Annotated in this window: 17 protein-coding genes, 2 rRNA genes and 1 riboswitch (1 of these 20 running past the window's edge); of the genes, 15 read left to right on the plus strand and 4 right to left on the minus strand. The window is 69.0% G+C overall.

Going from position 1 to position 22,051, the window contains the following annotated elements:
- The 12 genes from Sm713_RS22255 to Sm713_RS22310 all read left to right on the plus strand — a co-directional run.
- Positions 1–2,235, plus strand: a 23S ribosomal RNA gene (locus tag Sm713_RS22255); it begins 890 nt to the left of the window's first position.
- Positions 2,236–2,321: 86 nt separating this feature from the next.
- Positions 2,322–2,438 (plus strand): 5S ribosomal RNA (gene rrf, locus Sm713_RS22260).
- Between the two features lie 311 nt (positions 2,439–2,749).
- Entirely contained in the window at positions 2,750–3,358 is a 609-nt protein-coding gene (locus Sm713_RS22265) for a CDP-alcohol phosphatidyltransferase family protein (protein WP_212911317.1), read from the plus strand.
- A gap of 147 nt (positions 3,359–3,505) precedes the next feature.
- A complete protein-coding gene (locus Sm713_RS22270; protein WP_212911318.1) occupies positions 3,506–6,001 on the plus strand; it encodes a mannose-1-phosphate guanyltransferase in 2,496 nt (831 codons plus the stop codon).
- Between the two features lie 154 nt (positions 6,002–6,155).
- Positions 6,156–7,064 carry a DUF881 domain-containing protein gene (locus Sm713_RS22275; protein WP_212911319.1) on the plus strand — a complete coding sequence of 303 codons (909 nt, stop codon included), beginning with the start codon at positions 6,156–6,158 and terminating at the stop codon, positions 7,062–7,064.
- On the plus strand, positions 7,061–7,393 hold the full coding sequence (locus tag Sm713_RS22280) for a small basic family protein (protein ID WP_019708255.1): 333 nt from the start codon (positions 7,061–7,063) through the stop codon (positions 7,391–7,393). Before Sm713_RS22275 ends, Sm713_RS22280 begins: the two co-directional genes overlap by 4 nt.
- A 5-nt stretch (positions 7,394–7,398) precedes the next feature.
- Entirely contained in the window at positions 7,399–8,430 is a 1,032-nt protein-coding gene (locus Sm713_RS22285) for a DUF881 domain-containing protein (protein WP_249416432.1), read from the plus strand.
- A 484-nt stretch (positions 8,431–8,914) separates the two neighbouring features.
- Positions 8,915–9,448 carry an FHA domain-containing protein gene (locus Sm713_RS41225; protein WP_283249788.1) on the plus strand — a complete coding sequence of 178 codons (534 nt, stop codon included), beginning with the start codon at positions 8,915–8,917 and terminating at the stop codon, positions 9,446–9,448.
- A gap of 14 nt (positions 9,449–9,462) precedes the next feature.
- Complete coding sequence (locus Sm713_RS22295) at positions 9,463–10,233, plus strand: MerR family transcriptional regulator (protein ID WP_212911320.1); 771 nt, start codon at positions 9,463–9,465, stop codon at positions 10,231–10,233.
- An 84-nt stretch (positions 10,234–10,317) separates the two neighbouring features.
- Entirely contained in the window at positions 10,318–10,791 is a 474-nt protein-coding gene (locus Sm713_RS22300; protein WP_006123076.1) for a bifunctional nuclease family protein, read from the plus strand.
- A 186-nt stretch (positions 10,792–10,977) separates the two neighbouring features.
- Positions 10,978–11,610 (plus strand): MerR family transcriptional regulator, encoded by a 633-nt coding sequence (locus Sm713_RS22305; RefSeq protein WP_212911321.1) that lies wholly within the window; start codon positions 10,978–10,980, stop codon positions 11,608–11,610.
- A gap of 238 nt (positions 11,611–11,848) precedes the next feature.
- Entirely contained in the window at positions 11,849–13,318 is a 1,470-nt protein-coding gene (locus Sm713_RS22310) for a DNA polymerase IV (protein ID WP_212911322.1), read from the plus strand.
- 186 nt (positions 13,319–13,504) lie between these two features.
- On the opposite strand, the gene Sm713_RS22315 is transcribed toward Sm713_RS22310, so the two are convergent.
- Positions 13,505–13,876, minus strand: coding sequence for a PRC-barrel domain-containing protein (locus Sm713_RS22315; RefSeq protein ID WP_212911323.1), 372 nt, complete (start codon positions 13,874–13,876; stop codon positions 13,505–13,507).
- Between the two features lie 112 nt (positions 13,877–13,988).
- A riboswitch (glycine riboswitch) is annotated at positions 13,989–14,084 on the plus strand.
- A gap of 172 nt (positions 14,085–14,256) precedes the next feature.
- Between Sm713_RS22315 and gcvP the strand changes: the two genes are divergently transcribed.
- Entirely contained in the window at positions 14,257–17,163 is a 2,907-nt protein-coding gene (gcvP, locus tag Sm713_RS22320) for an aminomethyl-transferring glycine dehydrogenase (RefSeq protein WP_212911324.1), read from the plus strand.
- A 102-nt stretch (positions 17,164–17,265) separates the two neighbouring features.
- On the opposite strand, the gene Sm713_RS22325 is transcribed toward gcvP, so the two are convergent.
- A complete protein-coding gene (locus tag Sm713_RS22325) occupies positions 17,266–17,472 on the minus strand; it encodes a DUF5999 family protein (RefSeq protein ID WP_212912188.1) in 207 nt (68 codons plus the stop codon).
- 251 nt (positions 17,473–17,723) lie between these two features.
- Positions 17,724–18,308, minus strand: coding sequence for a hypothetical protein (locus Sm713_RS22330; RefSeq protein WP_212912189.1), 585 nt, complete (start codon positions 18,306–18,308; stop codon positions 17,724–17,726).
- A gap of 538 nt (positions 18,309–18,846) precedes the next feature.
- Between Sm713_RS22330 and Sm713_RS22335 the strand changes: the two genes are divergently transcribed.
- Together Sm713_RS22335 and Sm713_RS22340 are read left to right on the plus strand one after the other, a co-directional pair.
- Positions 18,847–20,358 (plus strand): glutamate--cysteine ligase, encoded by a 1,512-nt coding sequence (locus Sm713_RS22335; RefSeq protein ID WP_212911325.1) that lies wholly within the window; start codon positions 18,847–18,849, stop codon positions 20,356–20,358.
- Positions 20,359–20,448: 90 nt separating this feature from the next.
- Entirely contained in the window at positions 20,449–21,297 is an 849-nt protein-coding gene (locus Sm713_RS22340) for a CPBP family intramembrane glutamic endopeptidase (RefSeq protein WP_212911326.1), read from the plus strand.
- A 19-nt stretch (positions 21,298–21,316) separates the two neighbouring features.
- On the opposite strand, the gene Sm713_RS22345 is transcribed toward Sm713_RS22340, so the two are convergent.
- Entirely contained in the window at positions 21,317–21,940 is a 624-nt protein-coding gene (locus Sm713_RS22345; RefSeq protein ID WP_249416434.1) for an NUDIX hydrolase, read from the minus strand.
- Positions 21,941–22,051: the final 111 nt, after the last annotated feature.

Below are 22,051 nucleotides of genomic sequence, written 5' to 3' on the forward strand. Positions count from 1 at the left end.
GCCAATCAAACTCCGTGATAGCTGGTTCTCCCCGAAATGCATTTAGGTGCAGCGTCGTGTGTTTCTTGCCGGAGGTAGAGCACTGGATAGGCGATGGGCCTTACCGGGTTACTGACCTTAGCCAAACTCCGAATGCCGGTAAGTGAGAGCGCGGCAGTGAGACTGTGGGGGATAAGCTCCATGGTCGAGAGGGAAACAGCCCAGAGCATCGACTAAGGCCCCTAAGCGTGTGCTAAGTGGGAAAGGATGTGGAGTCGCAGAGACAACCAGGAGGTTGGCTTAGAAGCAGCCATCCTTGAAAGAGTGCGTAATAGCTCACTGGTCTAGTGATTCCGCGCCGATAATGTAGCGGGGCTCAAGCATACCGCCGAAGTCGTGTCATTGCAGCATGAGCCTTAACGGGTGTTGTGATGGGTAGGGGAGCGTCGTGTGCCGGGTGAAGCAGCGCCGGAAGGTAGTTGTGGATGGTTCACGAGTGAGAATGCAGGCATGAGTAGCGATTCACACGTGGGAAACGTGTGCGCCGATTGACTAAGGGTTCCTGGGTCAAGCTGATCTGCCCAGGGTAAGTCGGGACCTAAGGCGAGGCCGACAGGCGTAGTCGATGGATAACCGGTTGATATTCCGGTACCCGCTATGAAGCGTCAAACATCGAGCATCGTGATGCTAAGGCCGTGAAGCCGTTCCCTGTCGGTTTACCGTCGGGGAAAGTGGTGGAGCCGCCGGTCCAAGCGGTTAGTAGGTGAGTGATGGGGTGACGCAGGAAGGTAGTCCATCCCGGGCGGTGGTTGTCCCGGGGTAAGGGTGTAGCCCGGTGTGTAGGTAAATCCGCACACTTTGTGGGTGAGGCCTGATGCCGAGCCGATTGTGGTGAAGTGGATGATCCTATGCTGTCGAGAAAAGCCTCTAGCGAGTTTTGTGGCGGCCCGTACCCTAAACCGACTCAGGTGGTCTGGTAGAGAATACTGAGGCGTTCGGGTGAACTATGGTTAAGGAACTCGGCAAAATGCCCCCGTAACTTCGGGAGAAGGGGGGCCGTTCCTGGTGATGGGATTTACTCCTTGAGCTGGGGGTGGCCGCAGAGACCAGCGAGAAGCGACTGTTTACTAAAAACACAGGTCCGTGCGAAGCCGTAAGGCGATGTATACGGACTGACGCCTGCCCGGTGCTGGAACGTTAAGGGGACCGGTTAGCTCACTTTCGGGTGGGCGAGGCTGAGAACTTAAGCGCCAGTAAACGGCGGTGGTAACTATAACCATCCTAAGGTAGCGAAATTCCTTGTCGGGTAAGTTCCGACCTGCACGAATGGCGTAACGACTTCTTGACTGTCTCAACCATAGGCCCGGTGAAATTGCAGTACGAGTAAAGATGCTCGTTTCGCGCAGCAGGACGGAAAGACCCCGGGACCTTTACTATAGTTTGATATTGGTGTTCGGTTCGGCTTGTGTAGGATAGGTGGGAGACTGTGATGCGGGCACGCCAGTGTTCGTGGAGTCGTTGTTGAAATACCACTCTGGTCGTGCTGGATGTCTAACCTGGGTCCGTGATCCGGATCAGGGACAGTGTCTGATGGGTAGTTTAACTGGGGCGGTTGCCTCCTAAAGGGTAACGGAGGCGCCCAAAGGTTCCCTCAGCCTGGTTGGTAATCAGGTGTTGAGTGTAAGTGCACAAGGGAGCTTGACTGTGAGACTGACGGGTCGAGCAGGGACGAAAGTCGGGACTAGTGATCCGGCGGTGGCTTGTGGAAGCGCCGTCGCTCAACGGATAAAAGGTACCCCGGGGATAACAGGCTGATCTTCCCCAAGAGTCCATATCGACGGGATGGTTTGGCACCTCGATGTCGGCTCGTCGCATCCTGGGGCTGGAGTCGGTCCCAAGGGTTGGGCTGTTCGCCCATTAAAGCGGTACGCGAGCTGGGTTTAGAACGTCGTGAGACAGTTCGGTCCCTATCCGCTGTGCGCGTAGGAGTCTTGAGAAGGGCTGTCCCTAGTACGAGAGGACCGGGACGGACGAACCTCTGGTGTGCCAGTTGTTCTGCCAAGGGCATGGCTGGTTGGCTACGTTCGGGAGGGATAACCGCTGAAAGCATCTAAGCGGGAAGCCTGCTTCGAGATGAGGGCTCCCACCCACTTGATGGGGTAAGGCTCCCAGTAGACGACTGGGTTGATAGGCCAGGTCTGGAAGCCCTGTGAGGGGTGGAGGTGACTGGTACTAATAGGCCGAGGGCTTGTCCTCAGGTGCTCGCGTTCACTGTGTTGGTTCTGAAACCACGACCAACCACACAACCTCTACGGGAAAGGGGGTGTGGTTGGTGTATGCGTTTCGGTGGCCATAGCGGGAGGGAAACGCCCGGTTACATTCCGAACCCGGAAGCTAAGCCTTTCAGCGCCGATGGTACTGCAGGGGGGACCCTGTGGGAGAGTAGGACGCCGCCGAACTATCAGTGAAAGAGCCCTTGTGCCGGCGACCGGCACAAGGGCTCTTTTCTGTCTCGATCTCCGTCCCCATCTCCCCGTCCCCATCTCCCCGTCCCCATCTCCCCGTCCCCATCTCCCCGTCCCCATCTCCATGTTCCCACCCCCGTACTGAGCATCCAGCGTCCCTTTGCGCCCGAGACCGAGGGCCCGGGGCCGGCCCAGGCCTTTCCCGCTCCTGGCAGTCCTCGGCCCACCCCTCCGTACCAGCCCGTTCCCGTCCCGGTAAAGTCGGGAAGCATCGTTGGCTCGTTTCACCCACAGGAGGCCCTCGGGTGGAGGTCCAGGAGACCCGCGTCCAGACGGACAGGGTCCTCACCATCCCCAACATCCTCAGCATGGCGCGCCTCGTCGGAGTGCCGCTGTTCCTGTGGCTGATCCTTCGACCGGAGTTCGGAGGGCCCAACAGCGACGGATGGGCATTGCTCGTCCTGGCCCTCAGCGGCGTGACCGACTACCTCGACGGGAAGCTGGCACGCCGCTGGAATCAGATCAGCAGCCTGGGGCGCATCCTCGACCCCGCCGCGGACCGGCTCTACATTCTGACCACATTGGCAGGACTCACCTGGCGGGGCATTCTCCCCCTCTGGCTGACCTCCGTGCTGGTGGCACGTGAACTCGTTCTTCTGGTAATGGTTGCCATCCTCCGACGGCACGGCTATCCACCGCCCCAGGTGAACTTCCTGGGCAAAGCGGCCACGTTCAACCTGATGTACGCCTTCCCTCTGCTACTGCTCAGTGACGGAAGCGGATGGATCGCGTCAACGGCCACCATTTTCGGATGGGCGTTCGCAGGATGGGGTACAACGCTCTACTGGTGGGCAGGGATCCTGTACGTGGTCCAGGTCCGCCGACTCGTCCGTGCGGACACCACGGCCGATTGATCCTGCCGGTTGGCTTCCCCCACAGCCCCAGGGGCGCGGGAGGTGCCGCCTCCGATCGCTCAGGATGGCCCGCACCTGGTATGTGCGGGAGAATCTGGGTGGGTGCAGTCGGCCAGACCGTCGTCTCCCGAGGAGGACGTTTCCGACATGAAGGCCGTCGTGATGGCCGGAGGCGCAGGCACTCGTCTTCGCCCGATGACCTCAAGCATGCCCAAGCCGCTCCTGCCGGTGGCAAACCGCCCGATCATGGAGCACGTGCTACGGCTGCTCAAGAGGCATGGACTGAATGAGACCGTCGTCACAGTCCAGTTTCTGGCCTCTCTGGTCAAGAACTACTTCGGGGACGGTGACGAACTCGGCATGGAGCTCACCTATGCCAATGAGGAGAAGCCGCTCGGCACCGCCGGCAGCGTGAAGAACGCGGAAGCCGCCCTCAAGGACGACGCGTTTCTGGTGATCTCCGGAGACGCACTCACCGACTTCGACCTCACCGATCTGATCAATTTCCACAAGGAAAAGGGTGCACTCGTCACGGTGTGCCTCACGCGCGTTCCCAACCCGCTCGAATTCGGAATCACCATCGTCGACGACGACGGCAAGGTGGAGCGCTTCCTGGAGAAGCCCACATGGGGCCAGGTCTTCTCCGACACGGTGAACACCGGAATCTACGTGATGGAACCGGAAGTGTTCGACTACGTGGAGGCCGACGTGTCCGTGGACTGGTCCGGGGACGTCTTCCCCCAGCTCCTCAAGGAGGGCAAGCCCATCTACGGCTATGTCGCCGAGGGCTACTGGGAGGACGTCGGTACCCACGAGAGCTACGTCAAGGCGCAGGCCGACGTCCTCGAGGGCAAGGTCGACGTCGAACTCGACGGATTCGAGATCTCACCCGGTGTATGGGTCGCCGAAGGCGCCGAGGTCCACCCCGACGCGATTCTCCGCGGCCCTCTCTACATCGGCGACTACGCCAAGGTCGAAGCCGACGCGGAGCTGCGCGAGCACACCGTCGTCGGATCCAACGTGGTCGTCAAGAGCGGCGCGTTCCTGCACAGGGCCGTTCTCCACGACAACGTCTACATCGGCCAGCACAGCAACCTCCGCGGCTGCGTCATCGGCAAGAACACCGACATCATGCGGGCCGCCAGGATCGAGGACGGCGCGGTCATCGGCGACGAATGCCTCGTCGGTGAGGAGTCGATCGTCCAGGGCAATGTCCGGGTCTATCCCTTCAAGACCATCGAGGCCGGCGCGTTCGTCAACACGTCGGTCATCTGGGAGTCCCGCGGACAGGCGCACCTCTTCGGTGCACGCGGTGTCTCCGGCATCCTGAACGTCGAGATCACCCCCGAGCTGGCGGTGCGGCTGGCGGGCGCGTACGCCACCACGCTCAAGAAGGGCTCCACCGTCACCACCGCGCGCGACCACTCCCGTGGCGCGCGGGCCCTCAAGCGTGCCGTGATCTCCGCACTCCAGGCCAGCGCCATCGACGTACGTGACCTGGAGAACGTCCCCCTGCCCGTGGCGCGGCAGCAGACCGCGCGGGGCAGCGCCGGCGGCATCATGATCCGGACCAGTCCCGGCGTGCCCGACTCCGTCGACATCATGTTCTTCGACAGCCAGGGCGCCGACCTCTCCCAGGCCAACCAGCGCAAGCTCGACCGGGTCTACGCACGCCAGGAGTACCGCAGGGCGTTCCCCGGCGAGATCGGCGACCTGCACTTCCCGTCCAGTGTCTTCGACTCGTACACGGGCTCCCTGCTGCGGAACGTGGACATCTCGGGGATCGCAGACGCCGGCCTGAAGGTCGTCGTCGACGCCTCCAACGGCAGCGCCGGCCTGGTGCTGCCCAGCCTGCTCGGCAAGCTCGGCGTCGACTCGCTGACCATCAACCCGGGCCTCGACGAGTCGCGGCCCACGGAGACCGCGCAGACGCGCAGGGCCGGCCTGGTGCGGCTGGGCGAGATCGTGGCTTCCGCGGGCGCCGCATTCGGAGTGCGCTTCGACCCGGTCGGCGAACGGCTCTCCCTGGTCGACGAGAAGGGCCGGATCGTCGAGGACGACCGCGCGCTGCTCGTGATGCTGGACCTGGTGGCCGCCGAGCGCCGCAGCGGGCGTGTGGCACTGCCGGTGACCACGACCCGAATCGCCGAGCAGGTCGCGGCGTACCACGGCACCCAGGTCGAGTGGACGACCACCTCGCCCGACGACCTCACCCGCGTCGGCCGTGAGGACTCGACGATCTTCGGCGGCGACGGCCGGGGTGCGTTCATCGTCCCCGAGTTCAGCAGCGTGTTCGACGGCACGGCCGCGTTCGTACGGCTCATCGGCCTGGTGGCTCGCACCCAGCTCACCCTGAGCCAGATCGACGCCCGCATCCCGCGTGCGCACGTCCTCCAGCGCGACCTGGCGACCCCCTGGGCCGTCAAGGGCCTCGTGATGCGGCGCATCGTGGAGGCGGCCGGCGACCGCTACGTCGACACGACGGACGGCGTACGGGTCGTGGAGGCGGACGGACGCTGGGTGATGGTCCTTCCGGACCCCGCGGAGGCCGTCACCCACCTGTGGGCCGAGGGTCCCGACGACGCCTCCGCGCAGGAGTTGCTGGAGGAGTGGTCGACCGTCGTGGACAGCGCCGGGCACTGACCCGACGCGTTCCGCGCACCGACCGGCACACCCCGCACCGGGCACCGGTCACAGCACGCGCCGGGCACTGGCAACCGTGCGCCGGGTGGTCCGTCCGGGGCCGCCCGGCGCGTTCGGTGGGGCCATTCGGAGGAAGCGGCCGCGACGTGCGACGATGTGCGGCATGCCGCAGCAGCCCCCCGTTCGGAGTACGCCGCCGTACCGCGCGCGTCCGGACGCGTCCATGTCGCTGCTCACCAACGTCATGGACCACAGCCTCGACGAGGGGTACGCGGAAGCGGCGGCACGTCGGAGGAGCGCGGCCCAGCCCGGCCTCCCGCGTGCCCTGAACGCCAAGCTGTGGCTCGCCGCGGGGCTGGTGCTCGCGGCGGCGGTGGTGACCGTCGGAGCCGCGCAGACGCGCGTGGCGGCGCCGGGCGTCGCCAAGGAACGGCAAGAGCTCATCGACCGTATCGACGCGGAGACCGGGGCCGCCGACAAGCTGGAGTCCCAGGTCGAGACCCTCCGCGGCCAGGTCAGCGCACGCCAGCGCGAGGCGCTGCGGAACAGCGGCAGCCCCGAGGGCGACGTGGTGGAGCTGGTGTCCGGGGCCATCCCGGCGCACGGTCCCGGGGTGAAACTCGTCGTCGACGACGCCAAGGAAGCGGACCAAGGGGGCGGAGGACCGCGCGAGAGCGCCGGTTTCTCCGACACGGGCCGGGTCCGCGACCACGACATGCAGCGGGTCGTCAACGGCCTGTGGGAGTCCGGCGCCGAGGCCGTCTCGATCAACGGCCAGCGGCTGACCGCCCTGTCGGCGATCCGTGCCGCGGGGGACGCCATACTCGTCGACAACCGGCCGCTGGTGCCGCCGTACACCGTGCTCGCCGTGGGGGACGGCCAGAAGCTGAGCACCCGCTTCCAGAACAGCGGGGACGGCCAGTACCTCCACGCCTTGCAGGACAACTTCGGCATCCGGACCGCCATCTCGGTCCAGGACGACCTGCGGCTGCCCGCCGCACCCAGCGTCACCGTACGAACAGCCAAGCCAGGATCACCGAGATCGGAGAAGGGCACATCGTGATCGCCGTACTGGGCCTCGTCGTGGGCGTCGTGGTGGGACTCTTGGTCAGGCCCGAGGTCCCCGCAGTGGTCGAGCCGTATCTGCCGATCGCCGTCGTGGCGGCGCTGGACGCCGTGTTCGGCGGGTTGCGGGCGATGCTCGACGGGATCTTCGACGACAAGGTGTTCGTGGTGTCCTTCCTGTCGAACGTGGTCGTCGCCGCGCTGATCGTGTTCCTCGGCGACAAGCTGGGCGTGGGCGCACAGCTGTCCACCGGCGTGGTCGTGGTGCTGGGCATCCGGATCTTCTCCAACGCGGCCGCCATCCGCCGGCACGTGTTCAGGGCGTGACGCCGATGAGCGGAGAGCACACGCCGGGACGCCACGTGCGCGGGGACAGGCACGGGCACCAGCTGCGCAAGGAACTGCCGGCCGAGGTCCCGTCCCCTGCCACCGGCGACCGGCCGGCCGAAGGACCGCGGGAGCCGGACGCCGAGCGCGAGCGCACCCCTGGGAGCAGGAACCCGAACGGCCCGGGGAGCCGGACACGCGCCGTGCCCGGCCCGGGCGGCGCCGAGCGGCCCGCCCAGGACCGTCGGCCCGCACCCGCCCCGCCCGCCGAGGAGCAGCGTGCGGACGGTGAGGGGGAGCGGTCCGGACCGCGGTTGACGGGCCGCCAGTTGCTGGCGAAGTCGCTGTGGCCGCCGAGGGTGAGCAGGGCGCAACTCATCGTGGCCGTGCTGCTGTGCGGGCTGGGCTTCGGGCTCGCCATCCAGGTGGCCTCCACCAGTGACAACAGCGCCCTGCGCGGCGCGCGCCAGGAAGATCTCGTACGCATCCTCGATGAACTCGGGGACCGAACCCAACGTCTTCAAGATGAGAAGCAGAGCCTGCAGGACCAGCGCACCGAACTGGAGAACAGCTCGGACCAGGCCGAGGAGGCCCGCAAGCAGACGGCCGAGAAGGAACGTCAACTCGGCATTCTGGCGGGCACCGTGGCGGCGCAGGGCCCCGGGATCACCCTGACCATCGACGACCCCAAGGGAACGGTGAAGGCGGACATGCTGCTGGACACGATCCAGGAGCTGCGCGCGGCGGGCGCCGAGGCCATCCAGGTCGACGACGTGCGCATCGTGGTCAACAGCTATGTCACGGACCGGGACCACGGCGGCATCAGCGTGGACGGTCACAAGATCGGAAAACCGTACCGGTTCAAGGTGATCGGCAAACCCGAGGACCTGGAGCCGGCGCTCAACATCCCCGGCGGAGTGGTGCAGACGCTGGAGAAGGAGCAGGCCACGGTGTCCGTGCAGCACTCCGGCAGGGTCGTCGTGGATGCCTTGCGACCCGCGAAGCGCCCTGACTACGCTCAGTCGTCCTCAGGGTGAGCGCGGGGTGCATGGGGAGTGCTGCTCGGGGGCATGAGGATGCGGGGGGTCGGCGCACCGTAGAAGTGAAGTGTGGTGGAAACTGTCTGGTGCAAACGGACGTTGTGAGGGTGTCTGTGGCGCCGACGTATGCCGGTGTGTGCAGTGAGGGTTGGTCCTGCCCCACGGGCGGGTCTGTATCGGTCAAGGGGAATCGCCCGTGAAGTTGTTTGCGAAGTTGTTCGGCAAGACCGCGCGAGAAGGCGGTGGCAACGCCACCGCCCGCCATCGCGCACGCTCCTCCGAGGCGGAGAGAGGGGAGGGTGAGCGGCCGCTCTTCCGCGATCAGCTCGCTGCTCCAGGCGGTGACATTTCGGGCGAGCAGGGTCCTGGTTCTGTTGACCCCGCCGCATCGGGCCGCATAGGTTTCGGGGATTCGTCAGCCTCAAGTGCGGGTGGAGAGTTCCCGCCCGACCCTGGCCGGCCACGGCAGGAGGACCCCTCGATGTCCCTGGTGTGTACGAGGTGCGGGAACCGCAATGCTCAGGACAGCCGCTTCTGCTCGAACTGCGGCGCGCCGCTGAGGAGCGGCGCGAGCGAGCGCCCGTCCGAGACGACGTCGACGATCTCGATCTCGGGCATCGAAGCCTACGAGGCGGAGGTCACCGGCCAGACGACGCCGTCGCCTGCGCTCTCCCCGGAGGCCCAGGCGGCGGTGGACGCCCTGCCCATCGGCTCGGCGCTGCTGATCGTGCGCCGCGGTCCGAACTCGGGCAGCCGGTTCCTGCTCGACGGCGACCTGACCACGGCCGGGCGGCACCCGCAGAGCGACATCTTCCTCGACGACGTGACGGTCTCGCGCCGCCACGTGGAGTTCCGCCGCGGCTCCGACGGTGCCTTCACGGTCGCCGACGTGGGCTCGCTGAACGGCACCTACGTCAACCGTGAGCGCATCGACTCGGCCCCGCTCGCGGGTGGCGACGAGGTGCAGATCGGTAAGTACCGCCTGGTCTTCTACACGAGCCAGCGCGGCGTCTGACCGTAGGAAGGTCCATGCTGCAACCACCGAGCGGCGGCACCGGCGACGGTGCCGCCGCCGCGGACAACCGGCCGATGAGCATCGGCGCCGTGCTGAAGGTGCTGCGGGACGAGTTCCCTGAGGTCACCATCTCCAAGATCCGCTTCCTGGAGTCGGAGGGGCTGATCGAGCCCCAGCGCACCCCGTCGGGTTACCGGAAGTTCAGCAGCGCGGACGTCGAGCGGCTGGGCCGCGTCCTGCGCATGCAGCGCGACCACTACCTGCCACTCAAGGTGATCAGGGGCCACCTGGACGCCCTGGAACGCGGCGAGGACCCGGCCTCCCCGGAAGCCCGCCAGGGGGACGGGGCGGGCGCGCAGGCCCAGCCCGGGACATTCACGCCCTACGGGGCGAACGAGGGCGCTGAGGCGCCGACCGCGGCCCGTGTCGGGCGCGCCGAGCTGCTGGCCGCGGCCGGGATCGAGGAGCGCGACCTCGACGAGTGGGAGTCGTACGGCCTGCTCGCCCCCCTGCCGGACGGCGGCTACGAGGCGGTGGCCGTGAGCGTGGCCGCCCTGGTGGGTGAGCTGGGACAGTTCGGCATCGAGCCTCGTCACCTCCGGGCCATGAAGGCCTCCGCGGACCGCGCCGCGGGCCTGGTCGACCAGGTCGTGGCGCCCCTGCGCCGACACCGGAATCCGCAGACCAGGGCCCACGCCGAGGCGCGCACCAAGGAGATCGCGGGCCTCACCGTGCGGTTGCACGCCGCGCTCGTGCAGAGTGCTCTCGGTGTCCGTCTGCCCTGAATAACGGGCTCTTCGCCCCGAATATCTGGTGTGCGTCGGCTGCCCGACTACCCAAAGGTGGCAGGCACGGCCTAGGGTTGCTGTGTGAACGAGCTCGATGTCGTAGGTGTCCGGGTGGAGATGCCCTCCAACCAGCCGATCGTGCTCCTGCGCGAAGTGGGAGGCGACCGGTACCTCCCCATTTGGATCGGCCCCGGCGAGGCGACGGCGATCGCCTTCGCCCAGCAGGGCATGGCCCCGGCAAGGCCCCTGACACACGACCTCTTCAAGGATGTCCTGGAGGCCGTCGGCCAGGAGCTCACGGAAGTGCGCATCACCGACCTGCGCGAGGGCGTCTTCTACGCGGAGCTGGTGTTCGCCAGCGGCGTGGAGGTCAGCGCCCGTCCGTCCGACGCCATAGCGCTTGCCCTGCGCACCGGCACACCGATCTACGGAAGCGACGGCGTCCTGGACGACGCTGGGATCGCCATCCCGGACGAGCAGGAGGACGAGGTGGAGAAGTTCCGTGAGTTCCTCGACCAGATCTCACCCGAGGACTTCGGCACCAACAGCCAGTGACCGCCGGCGCCCGGTGACCCGCAGCACGCGGGTTCGCCGGGCGCATTCGGTCGGCTATTCCCCACGGCGAGGCACCGGAAACCACTCGTAGGGTGATTATCACCCGGCGTGCCGAGTGTGGCGATCGTTGACGCACCCCTGGTGACTGCCTACCGTCGTCAGAGCAGGTCAAGGACGGAGGTCGGCGTGAGAAGCAACGGCGACGGCACGGCTGGGGGTCCCGGACGCAGTCCGGTGGAGAGCGGTCCGTTCTCGTTGCACGACAGCGGGGCCGGCCAGCAACCGGGCCTCCCGAGGGCGATAGATGGCAGCACTCCCGTTCCCGAGGAGATCGGCTACCGGGGCCCGGCGGCCTGCGCGGCGGCGGGCATCACCTACCGCCAGCTCGACTACTGGGCACGTACCGGCCTCGTCGAGCCGAGCGTGCGCCCCGCTTACGGATCCGGTACCCAGCGGCTCTACAGCTTCCGGGACGTCGTCGTCCTGAAGATCGTCAAACGCTTCCTGGACACCGGGGTCTCCCTCCAGAACATCCGGGCCGCCGTCCGCCATCTGCGTGAACGCGGCTTCACCGACCTCGAGCGCATGACGCTGATGAGCGACGGCGCCACGGTCTACGAGTGCACCTCGCCCGACGAGGTGCACGCCCTGCTCCAGGGCGGGCAGGGTGTCTTCGGCATCGCCGTCGGTGTGGTGTGGCGCGACGTGGAGGGCGCGCTCTCCCGGCTGCACGGCGAGCGTGTCGACACAGGCGAGACGCTGGTCGGCCACCACCCCGAGGACGAGCTCGCCGTCAGACGGCGCAACAGGGCGGTGTGACCCGCCTGACACCCTCGTGTCTGGCCCCGTGTCTGGCCACCTCCGTGTCTGACCACCTCCCCGTTCGGCCACATCCGTGTCCGACACCGTCGTGTCCCGCGCACTTCAGCGTCTTGCGCACTCCCGCGTCCGGCACTCCGCGACTCACGCCCGTCCCAGGGGCCCGGCGTGACACTCCGAGCCGCCAAGAGGGCCTGATCACCCCCTGATGTCAGTGGTGTAAGGCAGCATCGGTGTCGTGAGACGCGAGCCCACCATCCTGCATCTCGACATGGATGCCTTCTATGCCTCGGCCGAGCAGGCGGCGAAGCCGAGCCTGCGCGGCAAGGCGGTGGTGGTGGGCGGTCTCGGGCCACGCGGTGTGGTGGCCACTGCCTCGTACGAGGCCCGCCGTTTCGGTGTGCACTCCGCCATGCCGATGGGTCAGGCCCGCAGGCTCGCTCCGCACGCCGCATACCTGGTCCCGCGCTTCGCCCTGTACCGCGACATCAGCGAGCAGGTGATGGGTCTGCTGCGGCAGTTGTCGCCACTCGTGGAGCCGCTGAGCCTCGACGAGGCGTTCGTGGACCTGGAGGCCGCCGGCGCCGCCTGGGACGCCGAGTCGGCCCAGGCCACCGGCCGGCGGCTGCGCGCCGACATCCGCACGCTCACCGGCCTCGCCGGATCGGTCGGCCTGGCGGCGTCCAAGATGCTGGCGAAGATCGCCTCCGAGGAGGCCAAGCCCGACGGACTGGTCCTCATAGAGCCGGGCACCGAGCGGGAGCTCCTCGCGCCCATGTCCGTACGCACCCTGCCGGGCGTGGGCCCCGCCACCGGCGACCATCTGCGCCGGATCGGCATCACCACGGTCGGGGAGATCGCGGAGGCCGGTGAGGACGAGATGGTCAGGCTGCTCGGGAAGGCGCACGGCAGCGCCCTGTACGCCATGGCGCTGGCCCGCGACGAGCGTCCCGTGGTGGCCGAGCGTGACACGAAGTCCGTCTCCGTGGAGGACACCTACGACGTCGACATCCACGACCGGGTACGGGTGCGCACCGAGGTGCAGCGGCTGGCCGACCGATGCGTCCAGCGGCTGCGCGCCGCGGGCCGCTCCGGCCGCACGGTCGTGCTGAAGGTACGGCGCTACGACTTCTCCACGCTGACCAGGTCGGAGACGCTGCGGGGCCCCACCGACGACCCCATGGTGGTGCGCGAGGCCGCCGCACACCTGCTGGAGTCCGTGGACACCACCGGCGGGGTGCGGCTGCTGGGCGTGGGCGTCAGCGGGCTCGCCGACTTCACCCAGGAGTACCTGTTCGCGCAGGCGGTGGAGGAGCACGCCGCCGCGCCCGAGCAGCCCGAGTCCGAGCCGGAGCCGGAGGCGGCGCCCGCACCGGCCGAACGGCGCTGGCCGGCCGGCCACGACGTGCACCACAGCACGCACGGGCCCGGCTGGATCCAGGGCAGCGGCATCGGCAGGGTGACCGTCCGGTTCGAGACCCCCGGCTCCAGGCCCGGGCGCGTCCGCACGTTCAGCACCGATGACCCTGACCTCACCCTCTCCGACCCGCTGCCCCTGGTGCCGGAGGCGATGCCCGCCGCACCGGCGGAGGACGGGCCGGGAGACGGTCCGGAGCCGGAAGCCGGACCGAGGTCCGATGCCGGTCCCAGCGAGGAAGCCGGCCCCGGGCCGAGAGCCGGATCCGGGCCGGCCGAGGACGGCACGTGACGGTCACTGTCCGGAAGGGGCTGGTTCCGCCGCCCCCGGACCAACGGCGGGTTGGTGGTTGCCCGCGCAGTTCCCCGCGCCCCTGAGTGGGCCGGGGCGTAGCCCCGAGCAAGCCCGGCCACCGAAGGGGCGCACCCTGACAGCTGCCGAGCGATGCGTGACGCGGTGAGCGGCGCACGCCCCCGCTCACCCCTCGTCCTGGCCCGCCAACCGTCCGAAGTCACGGTCCTCGGGAGACGGCGGAGCCGCCGTGTCGAGGCCGTAGTGGTGGTAGAGCTGCAGCTCCTGGGCCGGTGAGAGATGGCGGCCCACGCCGAAGTCCGGCGCATCCTTGATCAGCGACCGTTCGAACGGCACGCGGAGCATGCCCTCCTCCAGGCGGCTGGGTTCCAGTGGCACGAAGGCGTCCCGGCTGAAGAATCCGGTCCGTATGGCGGCCCACTCCGGGACGCCCGTCGCGTCGTCGAGGTACACCTCGTCGACCGTGCCGATCTTCGTGCCGTTGCGGTCGAACGCCTTGCGGCCGATCAGGTGGCGCGGATCGATGTCGCTCTGCACGGTCCCTCCAGTGGTTGCACATCATCCGTAATCTCTACGAAAGGGCACATTCAGGGCGTCGGCCACTCGAACGTTCTGCCGGGGTCCCCGCTGGTAGGCTGGCTTTGGCTGCTGAACCCGTGCGGGAGAGCTCCAGGCCATGGCCATGGGGCGCCGAAGGAGCAAATCCTCCCCGGAAACTCTCAGGCCCAAGTACCGCACGGACGAGGTCACTCTGGAAAGCAGAGCGGGCGCCAAGGCCTCCGTTCTCACCGACGGTGCAAGCCGGGCGCCATGGCGCCCCGGTGAAGCTCTCAGGTCGAGATGACAGAGGGGGAGGCCGTCCGGGCACCCGCAGTGGTGTCCCTCGCAGGTCGCAGCAGACCAGGAGGCCTCCCACCATGTCCCCCAACCGCACCCCGCTCGCCCGGCTCGAAGAGGGCATCCCCTTCGCCCGGCGCCATATCGGACCCGATGCCGAATCCCTGGCCAAGATGCTGGCGCAGGTCGGCTACGGCTCGCTGGACGAGCTGACCGCCGCCGCGGTGCCCGACGTGATCAAGGACACCGAGGCCCTGCCGCTGCCCGAGGCGCGCACCGAGGCCGAGGTACTGGATGAGCTGCGGGCCCTCGCCGAGCGCAATGACGTGCTCGACTCCATGATCGGTCTGGGCTACCACGGCACCTTCACACCTCCGGTGATCCTGCGGAACGTCCTGGAGAACCCGGCCTGGTACACCGCGTACACGCCGTACCAGCCGGAGATCTCGCAGGGCCGCCTGGAGGCGCTGCTCAACTTCCAGACCGTGGTCTCCGAGCTGACCGGGCTGCCCACGGCCGGCGCCTCGCTGCTCGACGAGGGCACCGCCGCGGCCGAGGCCATGGCGCTGTCCCGGCGGGTCGGCAAGGTCAAGAACGGTGTCTTCCTGGTCGACGCCGACACCCTCCCGCAGACGATCGCCGTGGTGCGCACCCGCGCCGAACCCACCGGTGTCGAGATCGTCGTCGCCGATCTCGCCGGCGGCATCCCCGCGGAGATCGCGGAGCGCGGCGTGGTGGGCGTGCTGGTGCAGTACCCCGGAGCCTCGGGCGCCGTGCGCGACCTGCGCCCCCTCGTCGACCAGGCTCACGAGATCGGCGCCGTCGTGACCGTCGCCGCCGACCTGCTCGCCCTCACCATGCTGCGCTCGCCAGGCGAGCTGGGCGCGGACATCGCCGTCGGTACCACCCAGCGCTTCGGCGTCCCCATGGGCTTCGGCGGCCCGCACGCCGGCTACATGTCCGTACGCGACGCATACGCCCGCAACCTCCCCGGCCGGCTGGTCGGCGTGTCCGTGGACGCCGACGGCAACCAGGCCTACCGCCTCGCGCTGCAGACCCGCGAACAGCACATCCGCCGCGAGAAGGCCACCAGCAACATCTGCACCGCGCAGGTCCTGCTCGCCGTGATGGCCGGGATGTACGCCGTCTACCACGGCCCCGACGGCCTGCGGACCATCGCCCGGCGCACCCACCGGTACGCCGCCCTGCTCGCCGAGGGCCTGCGCCGCGGTGGCGTCGAGGTGGTCCACGACGCCTTCTTCGACACCGTCACCGCAAGGGTTCCGGGCCGGGCCGCCGCCGTGGTGCGCGCCGCCAGGGAAGACGGTGTGAACCTGCGCCTCACCGACTCCGACCACGTCGGCATCGCCTGCGACGAGACCACCACGCGCGCCCACCTCGGCACCGTGTGGACCGCCTTCGGCGTAGTGGCCGACGTCACCGCGCTGGACGCGGAACCCACCGCCGCGGACGGCACGGACGGCGACGCCCTGCCCGGGGCGCTGCTGCGCACCGACACGTACCTCACCCACCCGGTCTTCCACCAGCACCACTCCGAGACCGCCATGCTGCGGTACCTGCGCAGGCTCGCCGACCGCGACTACGCCCTCGACCGGGGCATGATCCCGCTGGGCTCCTGCACCATGAAGCTCAACGCCACCACGGAGATGCAGCCCATCACCTGGCCGGGCTTCGGAGCCCTGCACCCCTTCGCCCCCGCCGACCAGGCGCAGGGGTACCTGAGTCTGATCCAGGAGCTGGAGAGCCAGCTCGCCGGGATCACCGGCTACGACAAGGTGTCCCTCCAGCCCAACGCCGGATCGCAGGGCGAGCTGGCCGGGCTGCTCGCGGTGCGCGGGTACCACCGCGCCCGCGGCGACGAGCAGCGCACCGTGTGCCTCATCCCGTCCTCGGCGCACGGCACCAACGCCGCGAGCGCCGTGCTCGCCGGAATGCGCGTGGTGGTGGTGAAGACTTCCGACGACGGCGAGATCGACATCGCCGACCTGCGCGCGAAGATCGAGCAGCACCGCGAGCAGCTGGCCGTGCTGATGATCACGTACCCGTCCACGCACGGCGTGTTCGAAGAGCACGTCGCCGAGATCTGCGCGGCCGTGCACGACGCCGGCGGGCAGGTCTACGTCGACGGCGCGAACCTCAACGCCGTGATGGGCCTCGCCAGGCCGGGCCGCTTCGGCGGCGACGTCTCGCACCTCAACCTGCACAAGACCTTCTGCATCCCGCACGGCGGCGGCGGGCCGGGCGTCGGCCCCGTCGCGGTGCGCGAGCACCTCGCCCCGTACCTGCCCAACCACCCGTTGCAGCCGGCCGCGGGGCCCGAGAACGGTATCGGTCCGATCGCCGCCGCGCCCTGGGGCTCCGCGGGCATCCTCCCGATCTCGTGGGCGTTCGTCCGCCTGATGGGCGCCGAGGGGCTCAAGCGGGCCACGCAGGTCGCCGTGCTCAGCGCCAACTACATCGCCCGCCGTCTCGAGCCCCACTTCCCGGTGCTCTACACGGGTCCGGGCGGCCTGGTCGCCCACGAGTGCATCATCGACCTGCGGCCCCTGACCAAGGCCACCGGCGTGTCGGTGGACGACGTCGCCAAGCGGCTGATCGACTACGGCTTCCACGCGCCCACGATGTCGTTCCCGGTGGCCGGGACCCTGATGATCGAGCCGACCGAGAGCGAGGACCTGGCGGAGCTGGACCGCTTCTGCGACGCGATGATCGCCATCCGCGCGGAGATCGAGCAGCTGGCCTCCGGCGCCTGGCCCGCTGACGACAACCCGCTGCGGAACGCCCCGCACACCGCGGAGTCGATCGGCGGCGAGTGGGAGCACCCGTACACGCGCCAGGAGGCCGTCTTCCCGACGGGCGTCGGCGCGGCCGACAAGTACTGGCCGCCGGTGCGCCGTGTCGACCAGGCCTACGGCGACCGCAACCTGGTCTGCTCCTGCCCGCCGCCGGACGCCTACGAGGACTGAGCGCGGACACAGAAGAGGGGCCGGTCCGGTCGCCCGGGTCGGCCCCCTTCTTCGTGTGCGCCTGTGCGTCGCGGGCCCCGGCGCGCGGGTCCTCGGCCGCCGCTACGCGGCCGGTACCACCTGTGCCGTGCCGAGCGGCCGGTGCGGGGCGATGATCCGCCCGTCCGGGAGGAGTTCGCCGGTGTCCTCGAAGAGCAGCACGCCGTTGCAGAGCAGGCTCCAGCCCTGCTCCGGGTGGTGCGCCAAGGGGTGGGCGGCCTCCCGGGCGGCGGAGTCCGCCGGCGGGCACGGTGGCCGGTGCGGGCACATGGTCGGGAACTTTCCTTGTGGAGTGGTCTCTGCCTTGCGGCTCGATGCGGTCATACCGCCCCCGTATCAGATCGGTCCTGCCATCGGTTCCGCCCTGCGGGCAGCCGCCCGCAGGGGCTTCGCGGCAGTTTTCCACACGTGGTGAGGACGCGTCACACGGGCGGTCGGTTCAGCCCGGCTGCGCGGAGAACGGACGGTGGTCAGGGTTCCGGTGGTACGGGGGCGGCGGACTCGGCGCGGGACCGCGGCGGTCAGGCGGGCGAGCTCAGCAACGGCGTCGGCGTGAGACGCTGCGTGAGGACGGGCAGCAGCTCGGCGAAGCGGTACACGCGGTGGGGAGCGATGCCGGGCGGCGCCGGAGCCAGCGGTACCAGCAGGTCCGAGGGTGCGGGGTGGCCGGTGGCGGCGTCCGCCGAGCAGTCGCCGTGCAGCCAGAGCGTGAGCATGTACAGTGCGGGCACCGACAGCACGCGCGGCTGGTACGCGGACGGCATGCTCTCGGCCTGCCGCAGCGCCTGCTCGGTGGCCGTGACGTACGGCCCCTCGAAGAAGTGGGAGAACGCCCAGCCGTCGGGCGTGAGCATGGTGTCGGCGGCGGCGACCGCGTGTCCACCGCTGCGGAGCAGGAAACGCCAGGCGGTGAGACGGCTGGGTGCGTGGCCGGAGGGCGTGATCCGGTCCAGGACGTGCACGGGCAGCGGAGACTCCGCGGTGACGGGCTGCTGGGCTGCGCGGAGCGCCGGCGTGGGGGCCTCACGGACGGCTGTGGGGGAGTTCAGTGCCATGAGGACACTGCGCTGGGCAGGCGCGGGAGCAGGGGGGACGTGCAGCATGATGGGTCGCCTCTCATTCGACAGGCAGGTGGAGCGGGGCTCGTGCGGACGACGCTGTCACTGTCAGATGCCGGTGGCGGGATTGGCGTGGGACGTGCCCACCGGTACCAACTCTCAGCCCCGTCCGCGAAGTTTATACGTCACGTGTTCCCACGAGGTTTCGCCTAGCTGTCCCCGATATTGCGGGCAAGGCTCCATCCGGTCACCATGATGTGGTATTCATCCCCATATTGGAGGGTGTCGCGGCTGTGACCTCGAAATCTTCACTTTGAACAGACGGCCGAATCTCGCCTGCGTTTATCTGCGGAGGTCGCGCTGAATACGGAAGCAACCGGCGTAGAGGCCTTCATCGTGCATGCCATACCGTGATCACGCGTGTACGCACTGCTCATGCCTCGTGAACGTGCCGGGTGCCCACTAGCATCGAACCTACCCGTTCCGCGGCTCCCCAGGTGAGAGTTTTCGATCACACCGCCAGGGCATCATCCACCGAGACACATCGGCCGGGCCGTGGTCCGCCCATTCGAGGAGGGACACTTCGATGGGGGAGAAGGTCGTGGCAGGCGCGTTCGACCTGTCCGATCCGCAGGAGTACCGCGAGAAGCTCAGGCAGTGCCTGGCGGTGCTGGCGCGACTGCTGGAGGAGCAGCGCTTCGATCGACCCAGGAACCTCATGGGGCTGGAGATCGAGCTGAATCTCGCGGGGCCCGACGGCATGCCGAGGATGATGAATGCGCAAGTGCTCGAACGCATCGCGAGTCGGGATTTCCAGACCGAGCTGGCCATGTTCAACCTGGAAGTGAACATCGCCCCGCGCCGTTTGGGCGACCGGGTTCTCGACCGGCTCGCCGAAGAACTGCGCACCGGCCTCGGCTACGCCCACCGAAAGGCGAAGGAAGTCGACGCCGGCATCGTGATGATCGGCATTCTGCCCACCCTGGCCCGCCAGGACCTGGTGTCCGCGAACCTTTCGGACGTCGACCGCTACGCCCTGCTCAACGACCAGATCGTGGCCGCACGCGGCGAGGACTTCACCCTCGACATAGAGGGCGTGGAGAGACTTCAGTGCACCTCGGCCTCCATCGCGCCCGAGGCCGCGTGCACGTCTGTGCAATTGCATCTTCAGGTGACGCCGGGCCGGTTCGCCTCGGCGTGGAACGCCGCGCAGGCCGTGGCCGCCGCGCAGATCGTGGTCGGTGCCAACTCGCCGTTCCTCTTCGGACACGAACTCTGGCGCGAGTCCCGCCCGCCGCTGTTCCAGCAGTCCATCGACACCCGGCCGCCCGAGCTGCGGGCCCAGGGCGTGCGGCCCCGGACCTGGTTCGGTGAGCGCTGGATCGATTCTGCGCAGGACCTCTTCGAGGAGAACCTCCGCTACTTCTCGGCGCTGCTGCCCATCTGCGACCCGGAGGACCCGCAGCGCGTCCTGGACGAGGGCGGGGCGCCGAAGCTCGCCGAACTGGTCCTGCACAACGGCACCGTGTACCGCTGGAACCGCCCGGTCTACGGTGTCGCCGACGGCGTGCCGCACCTGCGGGTGGAGAACCGCGTGCTGCCGGCCGGCCCCACGGTCATCGACGTCGTCGCCAATGCCGCCTTCTACTACGGCCTGGTGCGGGCCCTGGCGGACGAGTCACGGCCGATCTGGTCCCGGCTGCCCTTCGACGCCGCGGCCGCGAACTTCGACGCCGCCTGCCGGTTCGGGATCGACGCCGAGCTGGAATGGCCGCGGCGCGGCCGGTACGGCGGCCTGGCCCGGGTGCCGGGCGTGACCCTCATCCGCGACGAACTGCTGCCGCTCGCCGCCGCCGGACTGGATGCCTGGGGCGTGGAGCCGGCCGATCGGGACCTGTACCTGGGGGTGATCGAGGAGCGGTGCCGGCGGCGCCAGAACGGCGCCTCCTGGCAGGCCGCCACCTTCCACCGGGCCCTGGACAGCGGCCTGGAGCGGAAGGCGGCCCTCGCGGCCACCACGCACCGCTACTCCGAGCTGATGGAGCTGGGCGAGCCGGTGCACACCTGGCCGGTGGCGGCCCCCGACGCGCTGCCCTAACGAACCCTTGCCGGCTCGCGGCGGTGCCATCCGCACACGCCGCCGCGCCGGCCCGGCGCGGCATCCGGCAGAGTGGAGTCGAAAGCGCGGATGCGCAGGGAGCCGGATCACTCCTCAGGAGGCAGGGTGCGGGCGAAAGCGGAGGCCGAGTCGGGCGCGGCGGCCGGGGCGGTCCCCGGTGAGGGGCCGACGCGCCGCATCCTCGGCAGGGAGACCCTGCTGGTGTTCGGGCTCTCGCTCGGCGCCAGCGGCGTCTCCGCGCTGATCAGCTTCGTGGGCTCGGTCACCAAGCCGGGCGGTCTCAGAGACCAGGCGGCCACGATGAACGCCTCCGCCGCGCCGGGCCGCCCCTGGCTGGACCTCGCCTGGCAGCTCTTCGGCATCGCCACCGCTCTCGTCCCGGTCGCCCTGGTCGCGCACCTCCTGCTGCGGGAGGGCTCGGGACTGCGGGCCCTCGGCTTCGACCGCGGCCGGCCGCGCTTCGACGCGGCGCGCGGGGTGCTGATCGCCGCGGCGATCGGCAGCACCGGTATCGCGTTCTACCTGGCGGCCAGGGGCCTCGGCTTCAACCTGACGGTGGTGCCGGAGGCGCTGCCGGGCGTCTGGTGGAAGTTTCCCGTCCTCGTGCTGTCCGCGGTGCAGAACGCGGTGCTGGAGGAGGTGATCGTGGTCGGCTATCTGCTGCGCCGCCTCGACCAGTTGGGCTGGAAGCCGGGGCGCACCCTGCTGGCCAGTTCCGTGCTGCGCGGCTCGTACCACCTCTACCAGGGCGTCGGCGGCTTCCTCGGGAACATGGCCATGGGCGCCGTCTTCGTGTTCCTCTACCGCCGCTGGGGCCGGGTGGGACCGCTGGTGGTGGCCCACTCCCTCCTCGACATCGGGGCGTTCGTCGGTTACGCGCTGCTCGCGGGCAAGGTGGGCTGGCTTCCGACGGCCTGACCGCGGGGGACTGGTGCGGTCAGGCGATGCCTGGTGCCTGGTCGGGCGGTGCCAGGTCAGCCGACGGGCCCGGTGGCGCGGGCTCGGGTCCGGCGGCCTCGTCGAGAAGCCGCTCGGCACGGTCCAGCGTCTCGCGGAAGTTGGCCTCCGTCGTGAGGTCCCGCGCCTGCGGAAGGGAGAGCCACCGCAGGGGAGCGGTCGGCTTCTCCGGGCGGACCGCCTCCGGGGTTCCGGTCGCGAACAGGAAGCGCAGGTCGACGTGCTCGTGCGCCGGCTCCCTGGCCGAGGCCGGCACCGCGACGATCACCAGGTGCACCAGCGAGGGGTCCGGCCAGGGCACGAGGTCCGCGAGGCCCGCCTCCTCCGCGCCCTCGCGCAGGGCGATGTCGAGCGGACGGGACTCGCCCGGGTCCGCGTGCCCGCCGACCTGCAACCAGGCACCCTGGCGCTCGTGCCAGCGCAGCAGGGCGCGCCGCGTCGCGGGGTGCACGATCAGCGCGGAGGCCGTGAAGTGCGGGTAGCTCCCGCGGTCCCACGGATCCGCTGCCGAGAGCAGTTCCCGGGCCCGCGCGAGGTCCGCGGCCTCCACGTCGCTCCGGGGCCGGTGCCCCCTCAGCACGTCGGCCAGTGAGCCTGTCGCCACGGATGCCTTCCCTCCCGCTCGGCGTACCTTCGATCGCGTCGCATGCTCCGCGCATGCGGCGGCGACGCTAGTGACGGGCCCACCGGCGGGCAACCGATTTAGGCCGTGTCC

The sequence above is a fragment of the Streptomyces sp. TS71-3 genome (assembly GCF_018327685.1).
In the GTDB taxonomy this organism is placed as follows: domain Bacteria; phylum Actinomycetota; class Actinomycetes; order Streptomycetales; family Streptomycetaceae; genus Streptomyces.

Excerpts from the sequence above, each read along its gene's own strand:
- Sm713_RS22270 (WP_212911318.1), top strand. The coding sequence starts at position 3,506 with ATGAAGGCCGTCGTGATGGCCGGAGGCGCAGGCACTCGTCTTCGCCCG.
- Sm713_RS22275 (WP_212911319.1), top strand. The coding sequence starts at position 6,156 with ATGTGCGGCATGCCGCAGCAGCCCCCCGTTCGGAGTACGCCGCCGTAC.
- Sm713_RS22285 (WP_249416432.1), top strand. The coding sequence starts at position 7,399 with ATGAGCGGAGAGCACACGCCGGGACGCCACGTGCGCGGGGACAGGCAC.
- Sm713_RS41225 (WP_283249788.1), top strand. The coding sequence starts at position 8,915 with ATGTCCCTGGTGTGTACGAGGTGCGGGAACCGCAATGCTCAGGACAGC.
- Sm713_RS22295 (WP_212911320.1), top strand. The coding sequence starts at position 9,463 with ATGCTGCAACCACCGAGCGGCGGCACCGGCGACGGTGCCGCCGCCGCG.
- gcvP (WP_212911324.1), top strand. The coding sequence starts at position 14,257 with ATGTCCCCCAACCGCACCCCGCTCGCCCGGCTCGAAGAGGGCATCCCC.
- Sm713_RS22325 (WP_212912188.1), bottom strand. The coding sequence starts at position 17,472 with ATGTGCCCGCACCGGCCACCGTGCCCGCCGGCGGACTCCGCCGCCCGG.
- Sm713_RS22335 (WP_212911325.1), top strand. The coding sequence starts at position 18,847 with ATGGGGGAGAAGGTCGTGGCAGGCGCGTTCGACCTGTCCGATCCGCAG.
- Sm713_RS22340 (WP_212911326.1), top strand. The coding sequence starts at position 20,449 with ATGCGCAGGGAGCCGGATCACTCCTCAGGAGGCAGGGTGCGGGCGAAA.